At 64.8% G+C, this 19,312-nt stretch carries 14 protein-coding genes and 1 tRNA gene; 10 read left to right on the forward strand and 5 right to left on the reverse strand.

Annotated features, from left to right (window positions below; genetic code table 11):
• Positions 1 to 92 precede the first annotated feature (92 nt).
• The 3 genes from NWFMUON74_RS03945 (at position 93) to NWFMUON74_RS03955 (ending at position 7,818) form a co-directional block, all read left to right on the forward strand.
• Positions 93 to 4,658: an NACHT domain-containing protein gene (locus NWFMUON74_RS03945; RefSeq protein ID WP_197986967.1), complete on the forward strand. Its 4,566-nt coding sequence runs from the start codon at positions 93 to 95 to the stop codon at positions 4,656 to 4,658.
• A 710-nt stretch (positions 4,659 to 5,368) separates the two neighbouring features.
• On the forward strand, positions 5,369 to 5,818 hold the full coding sequence (locus tag NWFMUON74_RS03950; RefSeq protein WP_187686634.1) for a hypothetical protein: 450 nt from the start codon (positions 5,369 to 5,371) through the stop codon (positions 5,816 to 5,818).
• Entirely contained in the window at positions 5,815 to 7,818 is a 2,004-nt protein-coding gene (locus NWFMUON74_RS03955; protein ID WP_187686635.1) for a recombinase family protein, read from the forward strand. Before NWFMUON74_RS03950 ends, NWFMUON74_RS03955 begins: the two co-directional genes overlap by 4 nt.
• Before the next feature lie 159 nt (positions 7,819 to 7,977).
• On the opposite strand, the gene NWFMUON74_RS03960 is transcribed toward NWFMUON74_RS03955, so the two are convergent.
• The 3 genes from NWFMUON74_RS03960 to NWFMUON74_RS03970 all read right to left on the reverse strand — a co-directional run bounded on the left by NWFMUON74_RS03960 (position 7,978) and on the right by NWFMUON74_RS03970 (position 10,638).
• Positions 7,978 to 8,913, reverse strand: coding sequence for an AbiTii domain-containing protein (locus NWFMUON74_RS03960; RefSeq protein WP_232110827.1), 936 nt, complete (start codon positions 8,911 to 8,913; stop codon positions 7,978 to 7,980).
• A gap of 779 nt (positions 8,914 to 9,692) precedes the next feature.
• Complete coding sequence (gene cutA, locus NWFMUON74_RS03965) at positions 9,693 to 10,016, reverse strand: divalent-cation tolerance protein CutA (RefSeq protein WP_187686636.1); 324 nt, start codon at positions 10,014 to 10,016, stop codon at positions 9,693 to 9,695.
• Positions 10,000 to 10,638: a helix-turn-helix transcriptional regulator gene (locus tag NWFMUON74_RS03970; RefSeq protein ID WP_197986968.1), complete on the reverse strand. Its 639-nt coding sequence runs from the start codon at positions 10,636 to 10,638 to the stop codon at positions 10,000 to 10,002. The genes cutA and NWFMUON74_RS03970 overlap by 17 nt, the downstream gene beginning before the upstream one ends.
• A 245-nt stretch (positions 10,639 to 10,883) precedes the next feature.
• Between NWFMUON74_RS03970 and NWFMUON74_RS03975 the strand changes: the two genes are divergently transcribed.
• From NWFMUON74_RS03975 to NWFMUON74_RS03995, 5 genes are all read left to right on the forward strand, one after another.
• Complete coding sequence (locus tag NWFMUON74_RS03975) at positions 10,884 to 11,276, forward strand: hypothetical protein (protein ID WP_187686637.1); 393 nt, start codon at positions 10,884 to 10,886, stop codon at positions 11,274 to 11,276.
• Between the two features lie 44 nt (positions 11,277 to 11,320).
• Positions 11,321 to 11,941 carry a helix-turn-helix domain-containing protein gene (locus tag NWFMUON74_RS03980; RefSeq protein WP_187686638.1) on the forward strand — a complete coding sequence of 207 codons (621 nt, stop codon included), beginning with the start codon at positions 11,321 to 11,323 and terminating at the stop codon, positions 11,939 to 11,941.
• The gene (locus NWFMUON74_RS03985; protein ID WP_187686639.1) at positions 11,938 to 13,056 is read left to right on the forward strand and encodes a hypothetical protein; all 1,119 of its coding nucleotides are present in this window, start codon (positions 11,938 to 11,940) and stop codon (positions 13,054 to 13,056) included. Before NWFMUON74_RS03980 ends, NWFMUON74_RS03985 begins: the two co-directional genes overlap by 4 nt.
• 590 nt (positions 13,057 to 13,646) lie before the next feature.
• A complete protein-coding gene (locus NWFMUON74_RS03990; protein WP_187686640.1) occupies positions 13,647 to 13,868 on the forward strand; it encodes a helix-turn-helix transcriptional regulator in 222 nt (73 codons plus the stop codon).
• Positions 13,869 to 13,870: 2 nt separating this feature from the next.
• Positions 13,871 to 15,082 (forward strand): tyrosine-type recombinase/integrase, encoded by a 1,212-nt coding sequence (locus tag NWFMUON74_RS03995; protein ID WP_187686641.1) that lies wholly within the window; start codon positions 13,871 to 13,873, stop codon positions 15,080 to 15,082.
• Positions 15,083 to 15,097: 15 nt separating this feature from the next.
• On the opposite strand, the gene NWFMUON74_RS04000 is transcribed toward NWFMUON74_RS03995, so the two are convergent.
• Together NWFMUON74_RS04000 and NWFMUON74_RS04005 are read right to left on the reverse strand one after the other, a co-directional pair.
• Positions 15,098 to 15,170, reverse strand: a tRNA-Arg gene (locus tag NWFMUON74_RS04000).
• Between the two features lie 47 nt (positions 15,171 to 15,217).
• A complete protein-coding gene (locus NWFMUON74_RS04005) occupies positions 15,218 to 16,723 on the reverse strand; it encodes a flavin-containing monooxygenase (protein ID WP_187686642.1) in 1,506 nt (501 codons plus the stop codon).
• A 259-nt stretch (positions 16,724 to 16,982) separates the two neighbouring features.
• On the opposite strand from NWFMUON74_RS04005, the gene NWFMUON74_RS04010 reads away from it, so the two are divergent.
• Together NWFMUON74_RS04010 and NWFMUON74_RS04015 are read left to right on the forward strand one after the other, a co-directional pair.
• Complete coding sequence (locus NWFMUON74_RS04010) at positions 16,983 to 18,617, forward strand: long-chain fatty acid--CoA ligase (RefSeq protein WP_187686643.1); 1,635 nt, start codon at positions 16,983 to 16,985, stop codon at positions 18,615 to 18,617.
• A gap of 87 nt (positions 18,618 to 18,704) precedes the next feature.
• Positions 18,705 to 19,175: a PaaI family thioesterase gene (locus NWFMUON74_RS04015; RefSeq protein ID WP_187686644.1), complete on the forward strand. Its 471-nt coding sequence runs from the start codon at positions 18,705 to 18,707 to the stop codon at positions 19,173 to 19,175.
• The last annotated feature ends 137 nt before the right edge of the window (positions 19,176 to 19,312 follow it).

Here is a 19,312-nt window from a genome sequence, read left to right on the forward strand (position 1 = left end):
TACGGACCGCCTGGTGAAGCTGGGCCTCCACCGATGGTATCGGCGCGGGAAAGGTTGTCCTGGCGAATGATTGGGGCTGACAGCTGAATGCCATGAGCAACTGTCATGATGGGGAGATCGAGAAATCCGAACAGTCGAGCAGCGCGGCAACTGCCACGCCACAGCATCTGGCGCGGCCCCGAATGGCCGGCGCCAGTGGTGGTGTCGCGGACAAGCTAGGCAATAAATACGAGTTGGCCTGGGCCATCCGTCACGCTCTGTTCTGTATTCAGGACGAGCGCCGCAGTCTCACGCTCGAAGAGATCGACCCTGAGCTGGCTGACGGCTCGGAGTTCACCTACGTCAACGAGCACGGCGACATCGCGGTGACCCAGGTGAAGCGCCAGAACAACATCACCGATCACTGGACGATCGCAGCCCTCAGAGGTCGTGGAGTCTTGGCGGCCGCTGCTCGTCACGTTGCCGCTGGGCGTGAGTTCCACTTCAGTTCGATGACTCCGAGTGGGGCACTTCGGGTCATGGCTGGCTTGTCACGGCAATCGGTGGACGCACAGCAGTTCGTTGCGCATCAGCTCACGCGCGAGTTGAGACCAAGCTTCGATGAGCTGACCGCGGCGAATGTTTTCGGAAGCTCTGAGGTGGCCTGGCAGACCCTGCGCGGTATGTGGATTGAGATTGAAGTCGAAGAGCAGATGGTCATGACCAACGCCATGCTCGCCGACGTGAGCTTGGAGGGCGCGACCGGCGACCTCATGGCGGTGGCCATAGGTGCGGTGCTGCTCGACAATCTGCGCACGCGGATGACGCAACGCGAGCTGCTTGACGCTCTTGCTCGCGACGGCATCACAAGGCGCGGCCTCCGGGCCATGCGAACGTCCCATGAGCAGGTGGTGGCAGCGACCCGGAGCTGGCGCGGCACGATCGAGCGCGAACTGCTCTCGCCATCGATCGAGAGGCAAGAAGCTGTAACTCTCGTCGACCTCATGACTACGACCCGCCTTGCACTTGTTGTCGGGGTTGGCGGTGGTGGAAAGAGTACTGTGCTTTACCAGGCTGCCCGTAAGTTCGAGGCGGAGGACGCCGAGGTATTGGCGCTCCGGCTCGACCGCCGTGGCGCCTTCGGTTCGACCGTCGAACTGGGCATTCAGCTGGGCTTCTCGACCTCGCCGGTTGCGGCGTTGCGACAGGCGGCAGACGGCCGCGATGCCTTCCTGATCATCGACCAACTCGACGCCGTGTCGCTAGTGTCCGGGCGCCTCTCGGCGCGCTACGACGTCATTGCCGATCTCATTCAAGAAGCAACGGCGGTTGACGGGGTGCGCGTCATCTTGGCCTGCCGACTATTCGACGTCGAGAACGACCACCGCATCCGCAAACTCGATGCGCGGAACGATGTCAAGCGCCTGACCGTCGAGCCGCTACCTGACGAAGCAGCGGCGGGCGCTGTCACAGCTATGGGTCTCGATCCCGGCTTGCTCACTGCTACGCAACGTGCACTCCTCCGGTCACCGCTTAACCTCGTCCTGCTGGAGACGGTCGCCGACCAGCCAGGTGCCCTGGACTTCACCTCCCGAGGATCGCTGTTCGAAGCCTTCTGGCGGCGCAAAGAACAGACCTCCGAGGAGCGACGGCCTGGAACCTTGTTCAACGACGTGCTGGCCCGGATCGCTTACACCGCGAGCGACAACCAGACGTTGTCCGTCCCCGTCGAGATCCTCGGTCCTGGCGACTTCATCAAACACGCGCGGGTCCTCGCCTCCGAACAGGTCATCGCGATCGAAGACGACAGGGTCTCCTTCTTTCACGAGACGTTCTTCGACTTCACCTTCGCCCGCCAGTGGCTGTCACGACACCAGTCGATGGTCGAATTTCTTTGCGCCCAAGAGCAAGAACTGTTCCGACGCGCGCAGGTGCGGCAGATCCTCGAGCTTCTCCGTGAGCGAGATCCCGATCGGTTCCGGACGGAGGTCGAGGCAGTCCTAAGCAGCGCAGATGTTCGCTTCCACATTAAGGAGACGGTGGTTGCCGTCTTCGCGAACGTCAGTGCTCCGACACTTGAGGATGTCGAACTTGTGCTGCGCATTGCCGACAGGGAATCCACGCTCACGAAACGGCTTTTGTTGCAGCTCGCACGCCCTACGTGGTTCGGCCCGTTCTACGCCCAGGGTCATATCGAAAGGTGGCTCGACGGCGACGACGCCGCACTACGCGATAGGAGCGTCAACTGGATGGGCAACGCCGGCGCCGAGCACGGCGCCGAGGTGGCTGACCTCTTGATGGCGCGGAAGCAGTCACCCGACTATGTGATGTGGCTCCGTTGGGTGACGCAGCGGGCCGACCTGCACCTGCACCGGCGGCTATTCGAGCTGTTGCTAGACGCAATCCGTGCCGGCCAGATCGACCCAGCCGATCGCAACCACTGGCTGTCGGTACACAAGCTGGCGGAATACCAGCCACTCTGGGCAATCGAGATGCTCAAGGCCTGCTTCGTGGAGAGTCCGTCTGCTCTGGCGCTCGGTGGCGACGACAAAGTGACGCTCCTCGGCATTCATGAGTACGGCGCCACTCAGATGATCGAGGCAGCATGCAAAGCAGAACCGCAAGCGTTCGCCGAGGCGTTCGTGCCGCACCTGCTGGCAGTCATGGAGGCTACACAATACGACCGCTTCGAGCGGGATCTTCTTCGCGACCGGCACTTCAGTCTGAGGCTTCGAACGGAGCCAAGGTACGGCGACGTCGATGACGCGTTGTACAACGGCGCGGCGGACGCGCTCGGGAAGTGTGCGCAGACGTCGCCGGAAGCCATCGAGTCGATGCTGCGGCTCCTGGCCGCTAACGAACACGACGCGGCGCAGTCGTTGTTGTATCGCGCACTGATTGCTGGGGCCGTGACCTTTGCCCCGTGGGCAGCCGAGCTGGTTCTCCAAGGCGGCAACCGCCTGAAAGCGGGCTACCTGTCCGATTCGCACTGGCTCTCGCGTGAGGTCGTTGAGGCCATAGCGCCGATTGTCAGCGATGAGGTCCACCTGCAGCTCGAAGAGCAGCTCCGAGACCTTCCCGCGACATACCAATCTTCCGACCTCCACCACAGGCTTCGGTCGTTCGGCTACACCGCCTTCAAGTTCCTATCCGCGCTCGACCCCGGGCGGCTAACTCCGCTGGGACTTCGACGACTACAGGAGTACCAGCGCAAGTTCGACCGCGATTTGCCCGAGCCACCGACCGGCATCATCGAGTACACGGTCGGGTCGCCGATTGGTGGCTCAGCCACAGGCAAGATGAGCAACGCGCAGTGGCTGCAGGCCATGGCAAAGCACGACAACGACGACCGTGACTTCGGCAGCGAGGTAGGCGGTGCTCGCGAGTTGGCGCAGCAGCTGAAGGAGCGAACGGCTGAGGATCCTCTTCGATTCGCTGGCTTGGCCATGCAGTTGACGCCCGAGATCAATGTGGCCTATCCCAGCGCGATCATGTGGGGCTTCGGAGAAGCATCTATTCCAGAGGAAGCACAGGACGCCGTCTTCGACGCGATCCGTTACATCATGAGTCTCGGCCTCGATGGTTGTGACCGCTGGCTTGGCTGGGCGGTCCGTCACGTCTACGACGAGGCACCTTTGGACATCGTTGAGATGGTCCTCGACCGGGCGATGCACGCTCCTGACCCTGTCGACAACTCGCCAGTCTTCGTACGCCGAGACGACCACCAACCCGGACGTGACATGTTCCAGAACGGATACAACACCTCGCGAGGAAGCTTGGCTGAGTCGCTCGGCGACCTCCTGGTCCACGACCTTGATGGCACGCGCACGGAACTCGTGGCCCCTCACCTCGCCGAGCTGGCGAGCGATCCAGTACTGAGCGTCCGCGCCTGTGTCGCCCACACCATCGCTGCCTGCCTACGGCATGCACGGCCAACGGCCTACACAGCCTTCGAACGCCTCATCGACGCCGACGATCTCCTACTTGCCTCGGACAAGTTGGACGACCTGATGATCTACATCGGCAACGCCGATCCAGAAGTGATCGATCCGGTTATTAATCGCATGCTCAGCTCAACATATGCCGAAGTTCGGAGAGCAGGGGGTCGCCTGGCGGCATTCGCCGCCCTGCAATGGGGGCGTCCAGCGCTAATAGAGCGAGCTCTGGCCAGCGATGTGGAAGTTCGACGCGGCCTGGCTGAGGTCTGCGCAGCAAGGGTTGATCGATCCGCCGATTCAGAACTCGTGCTGTCTACTCTGCGCCACCTGATGCATGACGAGGACGATGAGGTTCGGAAAATGGTCGGCACCATGGCCGGTCACCTGCGCGGCGACGACCTGCGCCCTTACACCGAGTTCCTGGCTGACTTGATCGCGTCACCAAGCTACGTACACGCGGCCCCGCAACTGCTCATCACGCTGCAGGAAGCGCCGGACAAGGTCGACGATCTCATCGACCTCGCTGCACACCACTTTCTGAACATCCATAGTGAAGACGTGGCCGACATCAGGACCGGTGCTGCCGGGGATGCTCATTACATCTCGGATCTAGTGGTCCGTGGGTTGGCGCAGACTCGCGACCGTCAGCGCATCACAGCGCTACTCGATATCCTTGATCGCCTGCTTGAACTTGGTGTCTACGGAGTAGATCGAGCAATCGATGGAGCCGTGCGCAACTAGCTAGGAACTGGTGTTTGACAAGGCGTCCTTCCGACATGCATTTCTCGGCGTCAAGGTCAACATCCGGGCACTTCCAGCCGGAGTTGATCGACTTCGCCGTGGTCAGAAGCTATCTGGACACCGCGGCGAAGTGGGGGAAGGACCAATCCTCGTTCTCGGCGAAAAGTTCGATTAGCGACCACGCCAGAATCGTGAGGATCAGTGCACTAGCAGTCGCCCCCGCCACACCACAGAACGTCCGCTCATCGGCAAGAGCGGTCGTTCAGCCTGATTGCTGACCGTGTGCTATAGGGTCATAACTGGCCGCAGATGGGGAGCCACAACTGGCCGGCCTCGAGGAACTTTCAGTGGCCGCTGACAGACCATCCACGCTCGCGCGCCGAGTGCTTGGCCTCAACGAGACCGACGCCGAGCCCAAACAGCGAGACTCGACGCAGACCAGCGAGACATCCTGTCTCGCACCATGCCCGCCAGTCTCGCACCGGCCCGCGACCGGCCGTACCCAGCACAGACGAGAAAGATCGAAAAAATTTCGCGAAGGGGTTTACAAACCCACGACGAGAGGTACGCTGGTTGACCCAGTGTGTCGATCAGAGCCTACAGCACACCCATAATACAACTTGAGGATTCCTAGGGTATGCCGTCGGTGAGGGTTCGTCAAGCTGGGACCACAACTGAAGCATGCGTGATCGCTGGCCTCGACGGGTGCCATGGCAATCGAGGAGTCGAAGCGGACACCGAACCCGACAACCGCGACCGACGCCCGCGGCACCCCGCCACAAGCAGAGGGGCCGCAGGCAACGGAGGCGCCCATGCGCACACCCGACAACTCCGACGACGACATCAACGACGACCCCGACAACCCCGGAGAGAACAAAGACGCCGTAGTGATTCCGCTACGGCGAAAAGCATCTAGAGATAACTCCGAAAATAGAAACGAAGGATCGCCAAAAACTAGCTCTGACCTGCCAGTTTGGCGGTACGATAAATCCAGGAAACGCGTCGCCGACCAGCGTTATGCTGGTCACGTCCATTATGTTCACGGTGCACGTGCCGAACAATTGCGTGGCGAACTGGCCGATGTCACTGCGCAATTGTTGGCGTGGGCCGTGCAACAACAATCCGATGATCGATCCAGGCAGGATGGTGCCGCCGCATGACGCCCGACGACCCGCCCGTGAATCCGCCCGCCCCCGCACTGACCCACCGGACGGCATCGCTGTCGGCGTCTGTGCCGGTGTCGGGGCCGTCGGGGTTGTCCGACTACGCGGTGTCGCCGCTGGGGATGCCGGTCGCGGTGTTGCGCGACGAGGTCCGGGTGGCGTTTCTGGGCCGCACCTCCACCGAGGATCAGCAGGACCCGCGTCAGTCGATGCTGCGGCAGCTGAACAACTGCAAGACCGCGATCCCCGACTCGTGGGTGATCGTGGCGCACTTCTACGACGTCGAGTCCGGCCGCATGGACCTCGACGACCGCGGCCACGGCAGCGACTACGACCGCTTCGACATCCCCATCGCCCGCGACGGCGGCGTCGCCGACCTCCGCGACGAAGCCGCCCACTCCGGCCGCCGCTTCGATGTCGTGATCTGCGAAGCCGTCTCCCGCGTCGCGCGGCGCACCTACGAGGGCCTGTCGATCGAACGCGAACTCGAAAACGTCGAAGTGCCGTTGTTCGCCGCAAACGAGCCGATCACGTTGTCCGGCAGCCGCGCACAGCGGATCCTGCAACGCAGGATCAACCAATCTGTGGCCGAATACGAAGTCCTCAACACCCTCGAACAATCCTGGGGCGGACTGTGCACTCACGTGCGTGAGGGCTGGAACATCGGCAAACCCCCGTACGGGTACAAGGCGAAAACCTACCGGCATCCGAATCCGACCAAGGCAGCCAGGGGACAGACCAAGACCCGGCTGGAACCGGACGGGGCGCGCGGGGAGACGGTCACCCAGATCGCGCTGTGGCGCCACCACGAAGGGCTCGGGTACGACACCATCGCCGAGCGCCTCAACACCGACCTAGTGAAGTATCCGCCGCCGGAACCACCCGGCCGCGAGCGTGCCCGGGGTGCGTGGGGTAAGACGAGCGTGTTCGAGATCCTGAAGAACCCCAAGTACACCGGATTCCAGGTGTTCAACCGGCGCGCGTCGCGGTCGCGGCGCGGGAAGGTGAACGACCCGGTGAAGTGGGTGTGGTCCACCGAACCCGCGCACGAGCCGTTGATCCCGAAATGGATGTACGACGAACTCGCCGCCCGCCGACAAGCCCGGCGCGGCTCCCGCGACGGCAACACCCGAAACACTCACCCCGCGACGCGGCGCACCTACCTGCTGCGTGGCATGGTGTTCTGTGGATGCGGGCGGCGGATGTTCGGCAACCACCGCCACAACAGCGGCTACTATATGTGCTACCCCCGCAACAACAACCGGGGCCGCCCCGCCAAATACACCGGCCATCCCAAAGCGGTCTACCTCCGCGAAGACGCCGTCCTGGACGCGCTCACCCGCTTCTTCGCCGACCGGGTCTTCGGCCCGCACCGCCGCGACCTGTTCGCAGCCGACCTCGCCGGCCTCGACGACCGCGCCACCCGAGAGCGCCAAGCCGCGCGGGAACGACTCCAGCGAGTCGTCGCGGACGTGACCCGGCGGCAGAACGCGGTCCTGCGGCAAGCCCAAGACGGTGACCCCGATGACCCCTTCGCCAAGGGACTGCGTGGCACCTACAACGATCTCGACGCCGAGAAGACCGCCGCACTGTCGGTCATCGCTCAACTCGACGCCGCCGACAACGCCGAACCGCATCGTCCCGGCACCAGCGACATCGCATTGCTTGACGCCCTGCCGTACCTGGCACTCAATCTCGCCCACGCGCCGGAAGCGTTGCTGCGCAAGCTGTTCGAGATCACCCAGCTCGCCGTCCGGTTACACGACGACGATGACCAGGTGACCATCACCATCACCCTGCCCGCCGACCACATCCCCGACATCACCCACACCGCAGAAAGGATCACCAACACCATGCCCCCAACACAACCAACACCTGCCCACACGGCAGAAACGGGTTGTGTAGATGCTGTACGTGCCCCCGGCAGGATTCGAACCTGCGACACCCGCTTTAGGAGAGCCGTTTATGCCCGGTTTGCGGTGATTGGCAGTCGTTAACCCTGTTGGCGGTGCGGCCCTACGTGCGGTTTTGTTGTTAGTGGTGTTGGTAGTAAAGCGCTGTATGCGGCAGGGCTGCGTACTCTCTGCGTACCGAACACTCAGTGCCGCCTTCGCAGGGGCGAGCCTCCCTCCCTTGTGGTGGTCCGGGGCGCGCCGTCACGACGTGGAGGTGTCTACCTCGCGGAGTGTCAGCATTTCGCCCAAGGCGATATAGGTTTGCAGGAAGACGAAGCGAGCTTCTTGGATCGTGACTTCGGCGTGAGTGCCAGCTGAGCACCGGTCGTAGAGTTCGCGGATCGTGAGACGGAGACGGTCACGACGACTCTTGGCGATCCCCTGCTGATGGGTGTACGCCTGGAGGCGGTTGAGGACGTTCTGTTGTCCGACCTTCAGTTCCACGTCGCCAAGCGAGTAGGGGTTTTCCTGGGCGGGGAATAGATAGTCGGCGCATGAGTCGATCAGACGCCGGCACGTTGTGAGCCCCTGACTCACCGACTCCGCGTCGCCGTCTCGAAGCCGCTCCGAGACACGCTCGATCTTGTCCAGCGCCGTCCCGCTGGCCGCGGCCAGCGCCCCATCCACGTTGGTCTGGACAGTGGCGAAAAGGGTCGATTGGAGTTCGCTGAACAGCAGCTCGTGGTAGATCTCAGTCACCAGACTGTAAGTCGTGGAGACTACCGCGCCGCAGATGGACGACAAGGGCGCCGTCTGGTTGGCGTACTGGACAATCTTGTGGTCGTGCTCCCGGGCAGCTACCGAGGCAAACTCGCCTGAGTAGTTGCCACCGCCTCGAAGTGCAGTAATCGCCGATTCAGAGCTTTCAATGGCGGCTTCAATGTGCGATAGCGGTGCCGACCACCACTCACCTTCGGCTCCTTTTCGCCCAGCGCGTTCCACCCACGGATCGTTGTAAGCGCTCGATGGGTAGCCTTCCCGCTCGTACCGCAGGAAGGTTTGCAGCTCGTCATGCCCGACAAGCCGCGCTAGCCTACTTGCCTTGTGGACGACGTCACCCGCCTTCAGACGCCGCAGCTCGATGTCGGCGAGCAACTCCTCCGCCAAAGAGAGTGCCTGGTCCTGTCGGTTCACCATGCAATCTTCTCGTAAGAGGCGGGCGCTTCGTTTCATCAACGCAAACGGCCCCCCGTTGCTGGTGCGTCATCGGTCGGATCGGGGTTCTCTGCCCGTGGGACACGTGGGTTGTCCCGGGGCTGTCCCGGGGTTGTCCCGGGGACTGTGATTCCGATCAGATCCGATCCATCCGGTGGAAAAACTGTGTTTGACGTGCGCCTTCGGCGCAGGCTCTCACCCTCGCCTGTCCCCGATTCTCTAGCGCTTCGCTGTTTCTAGAGAATCGGGGACAGGCGAGGGTGAGAGCCAGTGGTAGTTCAGTGAGTGTGTGAGGTGAGGGGGATGAATCGGGGACCATAAGAGAGTGACCATAAGAAGGGGTTGGGTGCCGTGTGTTGCGTTGGGTAGGTAGCCGGGTTGGTATGCGGCGCATCCTGCGGATGCGTGTTCGCGCGTCAGGACGCGCTCAGTGCCGTGGTCGGGTTTGTCGCTTAGCGGCGGTTGAACAGAGTATTCCCCCTCTTAAGAGGTAAGCGTGAGTGATAGAGCCCGGCTCAGGTTGATGCATATGCGTCAAGTTGGTTTGAGGCGTATGCATCAACCGACGTGCAGCACTGCCCGCGGAGTAGGGGGCCGGACGACCTTCGCTTTTGATGCATACGCCTCAACAGAGACGGCGCGCGTTTGTTCTAGGGCGTGATGCGTATGCATCAAACGTCGATGGATCGGCCGTCACCTAGCGAATCGGACAAAGCGAACGCCTACGTTGTGCCGCAGAGGCATTCGAATGACGAGAAGGTCTACTCGGCGTCGGTCGAGTCGAGTACCCACGCCCGGTAATCGGGGTCGCTGTCGACTACCGGCACTGCAAGAACCTGTGGTGTGTCATATGGGTGCCGATCATTCGTTAGCGCAATGATCTTGGGGACAAGGGACCTGCGCGTGTGAAGGATGACCAGGGCCTCAGCGTCCTCGGACACGTCTCCCTCCCATCGATAGATGGATCGGACGGCAGGCACGATGTTTCCGCACGCCGCAAGTCGCTCAGAGACGAGCTCGCGTGTGAATGCCGCGAGCCAGTCAGCGCTCTCTGCCGTGATCGTTACATCAACCAATTCGTCCACGGGACTCTCCGTTCGTTGCGATCAACTGCTCAACGATGCGACGAGCATCGTCAGCGTCTTTGGCCATTGCACCCCAACCTGTGATCACTTCACCGTCGTAGCTCATGCCTACCCATCGGCCGTAGGCGGTTGTACCGTGCTGGTGAAGGGCGAGGTACATCGACCCCTTGGACCGAACGGCACCGTCCGTTGCGCGGTACCACCCGATCAATGCTTCGTTGTCCCACAGGCGGAACTCGCCTCGCCAGGCATACGTGCCACCTTCGAGAGTTACCGATATCGCGCGACTGGCGTCAAGGTGGATTCGGTCGCCCTGCTGTGTGGCTTGCATGTTGTGCACATCGACACGCGAAACGCCGTCCTTCTGAGTCTCCCAGGCGGCCCACCACTCACCGTTCAGATTGAGCCCGGTCGGGACCTCGCCGGCCAACTCGGAGAGAGAGATGCCCAAGGCATCAGCAAGCTTGACCGCGACCGAGAATGCGGGCTCTTGCTCTCCTGCTTCGTAGCGAACTACCTGCCGAAGGTTCACGCCGATCGCCTCCGCCAGCTGAGATTGCGTCATGCCCAGCTGATTTCGGTGGGTCCTGATCACCTCCGACATAGCCAACTTTGCCGTCATTGTCTTCGCCTAACTCTTGCGGATGTGACGTACTAGTCCTACAGTACGACTAGGCGAATAAGTCGCCTAGCAAGACTTAAACGTCTCACACTGGGTCGGATGTTCCGCGTCCGGCCGAAGGGATGGTGTCGACCCCATCACAAGGAAGGCTCCCCGGCAGTGTCCAGCTACCGGGGAGCCCAGCACCAAAGCGGGTTGCAGCCCGCTTCAGCATTCGTGCACTTCAGAGATCGGAGCCCTGAAGCATGTCCAGTGTAAATCGATGGTCCGGCCTCGACGGCGCGGCGGATGAGCCGCAGTCGTCGGAGGTCGATGAGATGGCCCGGGACACCACGCGCACGGCGCGGCGTGTCGGTTCGGCGGCGGCCGGATTCGTTGCCGGTGTGCGGCGGGTCGATGCGAGCCGTGAGCGGGAGCGCGCGGTGCGGGTGCGGGCGGTCGCCGATGCCGCAGATCGTTTCTTCGCGGCGCATCCGGACCGGGGTGACCGTGTCCAGGCGCGCCGTGACGCCGATGCAGTAGACATCGCGATGAGCCGCGATACCGATGAGCGGATCGGGCAGTATGCGGCCTGGTACCGCGAGTGGAATGCCGCTCAGGATCGTCGGGGCGCTGTGGATCGGCGGCGGTCGCGGTGACTCGTATGCCCGAGCGTCAAGGCAATGAGCGGCTGCGGCGCGCGTTGTTCGACGCCCGCATGACACCGGAGCAGCTCGCGGAAAGGCTCCGGGTCGATCCGAAAACGGTGCAGCGGTGGATCTCCACCGGCCGGGTGCCTTACCCGCGCCACCAGTTCGCGGTCGCGGCCGCGGTGGGGGTCCGGGAGGTCGAGCTGTGGCCGGACGCGCGCGTCACCGTGTCCGAGGATCTGCGCCGCGCCATCGACTATCAGCGCGAGAGCACACCGGCCCCCGAGGTGCCGCCGTACGTGCGTGAACAGCTCGACCGAGCCGCGAGCCGCGATGCCTTCAACGGTCGCACCGAGCGCCAGGCGGGCGAGTTTCGTAACACCCCTGCCGCCCCGGCGGGCGGCGGTTACGAAACCCCCGCCCAGGATGGCAAGGCGCGTATGCGGGAGCTGATGTCCTGGGTTGACCACACCGCGCCGATCAAGGAACACGAAATCCACAGTCGCGCACCGGAGTCTCGGTCGTGGCGTCCTGCGACCGAAGCCGATTACCCCCACCCAGGGTTTCGGTTGGAAGCACGGATTCTCGACCATCCGGACCGCGCGGACCAAGACACCGAGAGCGTTGCCCGGCCGAACGTCACGAAGCTCACCGATCGGAGGCGGGCCCGATGAACCCAGACCACAAAGGAGGAGCTGGCGGGCGCGCTGATCTGGAATCGGAGGCGTTCCGGCGGGTTGTTGCGGGATTGCGTGAGGACGGCGCGGGCTACCGAGAGATTGCCGCTCGGCTGTCCATCACGGCTCGTGAGGTGGAGGCGGTGCTGGGTGAGGTCGCCGCGTTGCGTGCGGCCGGGTGCCGGGTGCGGGATATCGCGGAACGGGTCGGGTCGACACGCTCGGTGGTGCAGCGCCTGGCGGCCCCCGAGGGTGGCACCCGCCGCCGGGTGGCCACGGCCGCGCCGCGAACCACGCAGGCGATGACGCTGCTGGCTGACTCGTACGGGCTGCAGGTGGATCTGCTGGCGATATTCCTGGGCACCGACCGCAAGCGGGTCTATCCGCTGATCCGTGCCTTGCAGCGTGACCACCTGGTCATGCCGTTGGTTCAGGTCCAGCCAGGTGACAAGTGGGTGGTGCCCACCGGTGCGGGCGCGGCGTCGTACCTGGGCTGGAACCCCTACACGGTGTGGCGGCCGCGTGAGAAGGACGCCGGCCATTACCGCGCGGTCGCTCAGGCCCGCCTGATCGTGGGCGCCACCGACCGGGAGGCGTGGGTGTCGGAGCGGCAGCTGCGCCACGAGGCCGCCGCGCGGGTCCGCCGGAACCGAGGCCACCGCGGGCGCAGTGGCGACCCGCTCGGGGGCGCGCACATCCACGACGGCCGGTTCCTGGGCGTGGTGAACGGCATCTACGGGTGGTGGGCGCTGGAGGTCGAACTAACCGCCAAGTCCGCCCGGAACATGGACATCGCCTTGCAGGGCGCGATCCGGTCCGCACGCGCCGCAGAGCCTGCCCCGATGGTCGGGCTGCTGTATCTGTGCCGTGGCAGTGACGTCCGTCGTGGTGTGGACGCCGCCCGCCTGCGGCTTCCGACCGAGCTGCGGAACATCGACGGCTTCGTGTTCGAGATCGGCGACTTCGACCGGCATTGGACCGAATTCCTCGACCACTACACCACCAGGCGGGAAGCGGAGAAACGCGAACGCATGCGCAACAACCCGCTGCGGCGCCTGCCTGCGCCGACCCCATCCCTCGATCATCACAGCGCAGGAGGGCGCACCCGATGAACACCGACCAGGAGCTACACCGCCGCGAATGCGACAGCAGCGGTGTGTACCCCTGCGACGGTCGTCGCGTACGCACCGGCCAGCCGTCGCAGGCGGTCAAAGTCGACACCTCCGGACGCCGGAGCACCGCCCACCTCGCTCGTGCCCCGCACCGCGCCACAGCCGACGCCTGCGGCGAACTGCTCTGGGTGTGCGCAGGCGACAACCCGCCCGCGACGGTGCGCATCGCCGCCGCGACACTGCGGCAGCCCCGAATCATAGTCGTCGCACTCACCGACCTCATCACCCGTTCGAAATCAGCTCAGATCAGCAAACCAGCATGCCGGGGCGCTGCGACACGGAGGCGATAGCCCATGCGACACCCACGCACCAGACGGGCACATGCCACGTCATCGACTCTGCCGCTCACATCCGGCCTGCCGCTTAATGGCACGTCATGCGACTGCGGGTGCGACGCCCGCGACGGCCTGCGCACCGGTCGCGACGCCTGCGACACCCGGTGCGCACCACGCGACAGCGTGCGCATCACCCCCGACAACAGATGCGACACCACCGACCGCCCGGCCACCACCGATCACCGAGGACACGTCATGAACACCACCACCCGTACCGCTGACCGTTTGCTGCAAGCGCCCGACTGCGAAGCCCTGACCGGTATTCCGGCGTCGACGTGGCGCTACTGGGCGCACATCGGCGACACCACCAAGCCCGCCAGTTTCAAGCTCGGCCGCCGCCGCGTCTGGCGGATGAGCACGGTTCTCGCGTGGATCGAGGCGCAGGAAGCCGCGACCACCAACCAGGTCGAGGGCTGATCATGGCCGCGCGACGGAACCGCCGGGCCGGGGTCGAAGATCTCTGGTACAAGACCGTGCGCGATGAGGACGGCACCGAGCGGCGTGTGCCTTCCAAGCTGTATGGCAAGGGCAAGCGTTGGCGTGCCCGGTACGTCGACGACGGAGGCCGGGAGCACAGCAAGCGGTTCGCCCGGAAGGTCGACGCTCAGGCGTGGCTCGACGGTCAGACAGCAGCGGTGGTCACAGGTGTCCATGCCGCGCCATCGGCCGGCAGGATCACGGTCGGCGAAGTCGCCACGTCCTGGCTGGGCGGCAACCCGCAGTGGGAGGAATCCACCAGCGCGCGCTACAAATCCATTGTGCGCAAGCATATTCGGCCAGTGTGGGGATCGGTTCGGCTGTCCGACCTATCGCACGAAACGATTCAGCGGTGGGTCGCCAGTCAGGTCGAGGCCGGTGTAGCGGGCGGCACCGTGCGCAAGAACCTCGGTGTGCTGTCTCAGATCTGCGACTACGCGGTGGTGTCGCGGCGGATCGCGATCAACCCGTGCGCGACGGTGAAGCGGCCGAAGCAGGCCCTTGCCGGACGTCGTTACCTGTCGGGCGTCGAAGTCGAGCAGCTGGCGGAGCAGGCCGGAGAGAACTGGCTTACGGTCATGGTGCTGGCGTACTGCGGCCTGCGGTTTGCGGAGCTGGCCGGGATGCAAGCGGCCGACGTGCATATGCTGCGGCGCCGGTTCCAGATCGAACACACGATTACCGAGGTCGACGGCGTACTCGTCGCCAAGGCTCCGAAGGATCACCAGCGACGGAGCGTGCCCTTCCCGGCATTCTTGGCAAAGCCGCTGGCGCAGCGGCTTGCTGGCAAGGCTCCCGAGTCTGAGGTGTTCACTTCGAGCCGCGGAGCCGTTCTCCGCGTGCGGAACATGCGCCGCGACTGGTGGGATGAGGCCACAACTGCCGCTGGCCTTCCTGGGTTGACGCCTCACGAGATGCGGCACACTGCCGCCTCGCTGGCGGTCTCTCAGGGCGCGTCGGTGCTCGCAGTGCAGCGAATGCTCGGTCATGACAAGCCGAGCACGACGCTCGACGTGTATTCCGATCTGTTCGATGACGACCTCGAAGAAGTGGCCGCACGGCTGGATTCGGCGCGCGCCGACTACTCCGCTGCGTACAGTCTGCGTACGGAATCGGATTCCGAGCCGATCGAACTCGGCAGCATGGGCACTTGAACTGCGGTAACGCAGTGCCCCCGGCAGGATTCGAACCTGCGACACCCGCTTTAGGAGAGCGGTGCTCTATCCCCTGAGCTACGAGGGCGGGCCGGGGTTGCGTGGTGCGCAGTTGGGTCCGGCTTGGGCGGGAGTCTACCGGGTTGGGGTGGGATCGGTGGTATCCGTGGTCGAGGGGGTGGTGGCGGTGGCTTCGTCGTAGGCGGTGGGGTCGAAGTGGCGGGTTTTCCAGCGGTAGAGGACTGTGGCGCCGGGCCAGTTGTTGGTGATGCGGCCGGAGGCGTTGCGGTACCAGCTGGAGCAGAAGTTCCAGGGGGTGTCTTCGAGGCGGCGCTGGAGCCAGGCGTCCCAGTCCTGTTCGGCGGCTGGGCGGGCGGAGAGGTAGTGGCGGGGGTGGGCGGCGAGGTAGCGGGTGGCCTGGCGGATGTAGCGGGCCTGGGACTCGAGCATGTAGATGATGGAGCCGGAGCCGACGTTGGTGTTCGGGCCGTACATCATGAACAGGTTGGGGAAGCCGGGTACCGAGATGCCGAGATAGGCGCGGGCGCCCTCGGGAGACCATTCGTCGGAGAGCTTGCGGCCGCCGAGGCCGTAGATGTTCATGGGGGCCAGGAACTCGGTGCCCTTGAAGCCGGTGCCGTAGATGATGACGTCGACCTCGTGGTCGACGCCGTCGGTGGTGCGGATGCCGGTGGGTGTGATGGCCTCGATGCCGGTGGTCTCGACGGTGACGTTGGGCTGGGCGAGGGCGGGGAAGTATTCGTTGGAGAACAGGCCGCGCTTGCAGCCGGGGGCGTAGTCGGGGGTGAGCTTCTCGCGGAGCACGGGGTCGGAAACCTGCTGCGCGCGATGGCGATCGGCGAGGGCGACGACCGGCTTCTTCATCGCGGGGATATCGGTGAGGGCCAGGGCCAGCACCTCGAACAGGCCCCAGATGGCGAAGCGTTCCGCGAGACGGCTCGGCGGGAAGTACTTGAACAGCGCGTGATGTCTTGCGCTGTACTCGGTGTCGAACTTCGGCAGCACCCAGGCGGCCGACCGCTGGAACAGCGTCAGGTGGCCCACCTTCGGCTGGATGCGTGGAATGTACTGGATGGCACTGGCGCCCGTGCCGATGCACGCCACCCGCTTGCCGGTGAGATCGACGCTGTGGTCCCACTCGGCGGAGTGGAACGCGGGGCCGGTGAAGGTGTCGATGCCGGGGATGTTCGGCATGGCCGGGCGCGACAGCTGGCCCACCGCGGGCACCAGGACGTCGGTGGTCAGCGTGGCGCCGTCGGCGGTGCGGACATGCCAGACGCCTTGTCGCTCATCGAATTCCGCGTCGGTCACTTCGGTGCCGAACCGGATCTTCGCGGGGATGCCGTGCGCGACGGCCACCTCGCGCATGTAGGCGTGGATGTCGGCCTGCTCCGAGAATCGCCGTGGCCAATCGGATTTCGGCGCGTACGACCACGAGTACAGCGGCGACGGGACGTCGCAGGCCGCGCCCGGATAGGTGTTCTCCCGCCACACGCCGCCGAGGTCCTCGGCCTTCTCCAAGATGGTGAAGGTGTCGATGCCGGCGCGCTGTAATTCCAGCGCCATGCCGAGGCCGGCGAATCCGGCGCCGATGATGAGGATGGACGGCGTGCGAGTCATACCATGAGATTAAGTGCCCCCAGAGTGGGGGACGAAGAGATCTACGGACATCGAATCCATATTTCCGGCCACGCGGTTTCGGGATTACCCCCAGGTCGCGGGCGTATCGCCGTCTGTTGTCGGAGTTTTCGTACCCGCTGTTCGCGCCGCGTGTTGTCGGCGTCGGCCGACTTCGGGCGACGTGGTTACCGGTGAGTTCGAATTCGGCTATCCTCGCGGCAGATGTGACCTCGTTCACTGGTGAGGAGTGGCGGTTCAGATGTTGAGCACGATGCAGGACGAGCAGTTGTCGCTGGCGACCTTGCTGCGCTACGCGACGACGTTCCACGGCGACGCGACGGTGTCCACGTGGACCGGCGACGGGGTGCGCACCACGACCTTCCGCGAACTCGGGGTGCAGTGCGCGCGACTGGCGAACGCGCTGCGTGGCCTGGGTATCGGCGAGGGCGACCGGGTCGGCACGTTCATGTGGAACAACACCGAGCACATGGCCGCCTACGCCACGGTGCCGGCGATGGGCGCGGTGCTGCACGCGCTCAACATCCGCCTGTTTCCGGAACAGCTGGTCTACGTCGCGAACCATGCCGAGGATCAGGTCGTCATCGTCGACGGTTCGCTGGTGCCGATGTTCGCTCAGTACTTGCCGCAGCTGCGGACGGTCCGGCACGTGCTCGTCGCCAACGGCGACGCCGCGAGCCTGACCGCGCCCGCGGGTGTGCAGGTGCACTCCTACGCCGAACTGCTTGCGGCCCAGCCGGATACCTTCGACTACCCGGTGATCGACGAGCGCTCGGCGGCCGGGATGTGCTACACCTCCGGCACCACCGGCGACCCGAAGGGCGTGGTGTACTCGCACCGCTCCAACTGGCTGCACGCCATGCAGGTGGTCTCGCCGAACAGCATGGGCTTCACCGCCGACGACACGGTTCTGACGATCGTGCCGCTGTTCCATGCCAACTCCTGGGGCATCCCGTACGCGGCCATGATGACGGGCACCAGCCTGCTGATGCCGGACCGGTTCCTGCAGCCCGGCCCCCTGCTGCAGATGATGGCGGCCGAGAAGCCGACCTTCGCCGCCGCCGTTCCGACCATCTGGGGCGGCGTGCTGGCCGGGCTGGAGGCCCAGCCGCAGGACATCTCACACCTGCGCACCTGCGTGGTCGGCGGCTCCGCGGTGCCGCCCGCCATGATGCGGGCCTTCCAGGAGAAGCACGGCGTGCGGCTGCTGCACGCGTGGGGAATGACCGAGACCTCGCCGCTGGGCAGCGTCGCGCATCCGCCCGCCGGGGTCGAGGGCGACGCCGAGTGGGACTATCGCTACACCCAGGGCCGGTTCCCCGCCGCGGTGCAGGCCCGGCTGGTCGGCGACGACGGCTCGGTGCAGCCCAACGACGGAACAGCGTTGGGGGAGCTGGAAGTTCGCGGTCCGTGGATCACCGGCTCGTACTATTCGCCCGAGGGCGCGGTGGTGGATCCGGACAAGTTCCACGACGGTTGGCTGCGCACCGGCGACGTCGGCAAGATCAGCCCGGACGGCTTCCTCACGCTGGTCGACCGCTCCAAGGATGTGATCAAGTCCGGCGGCGAGTGGATCTCGTCGGTGGACCTGGAGAACGCGATCATGGGGCACCCGGCCGTGGCGGAGGCCTCGGTGATCGGCATTCCCGACGAGAAGTGGGAGGAGCGGCCGTTGGTGGCGGTCGTGTTCAAGGAGGGCGTCACGGCCGAGCCCGCCGAACTGCGCGACTTCCTCGCCGACAAGTTCGCCAAGTGGCAGCTACCCGAGTATTGGACCGTCATCGACGAGGTGCCCAAGACCAGCGTCGGCAAGTTCGACAAGAAGCGGCTGCGGGCACGGTTCGCCGACGGTGAGCTGAAGGTCACGGCACTGTAGCCCGGGAGCTGTTGGCAGGCTGTCAACAGTATGTCGTACGCTGTGCGCACCGGTTGCCGACCGGTGCACGCAGTGAAGGGATGGCTCATGGCCGAGACGAGCAGCGACGCTCCGGCGTTCGCGGACATGGTGAACGGGGCGCTGGAGTTCACGATTCCGATCGCGCACACGATGGGTGTGCGGGCGCTCGAGGTGCGGCCCGGATTCGCCGCGACCACGGTGCCGATCGAGGGCAACGGCAACCACTTCGGGGTCATGTACGCCGGTGTGCTGTTCACCGTCGCCGAGATCCTGGGCGGGGCGATCCCGATCGCCACCTTCGACACCGCGAAGTACTTCCCGCTGGTCAAGGATCTGCAGATCTTCTTCCGCAAGCCCACCAAGACCGACGTGCGGGCGCAGGCCGAGTTGTCCGAGGCGGAGATCGCGCGCATCGTCGCCGACGCCGAGGCCGACGGGAAGGCCGACTTCACGCTGAAGGCGACCGTCACCGACGCCGACGGCGTGGTGGTCGCGGAGACCGTGGGCCTGTATCAGCTACGTGCGCACGGGAAGTAGCGGCCGGACCCCGAGGGGGTGGGCGCGCTCCGGGGAGTCGCGCTAACCTGGGGGCTCTCGCCGCAGGCGGGTGGACGAGGAGGTCCGGCATGGTTGCTGTTCGTGCGTGCGCCGCGGGAGATGACTACCGCGGCAAG

This window comes from Nocardia wallacei (genome assembly GCF_014466955.1).
Classification (GTDB): domain Bacteria; phylum Actinomycetota; class Actinomycetes; order Mycobacteriales; family Mycobacteriaceae; genus Nocardia; species Nocardia wallacei.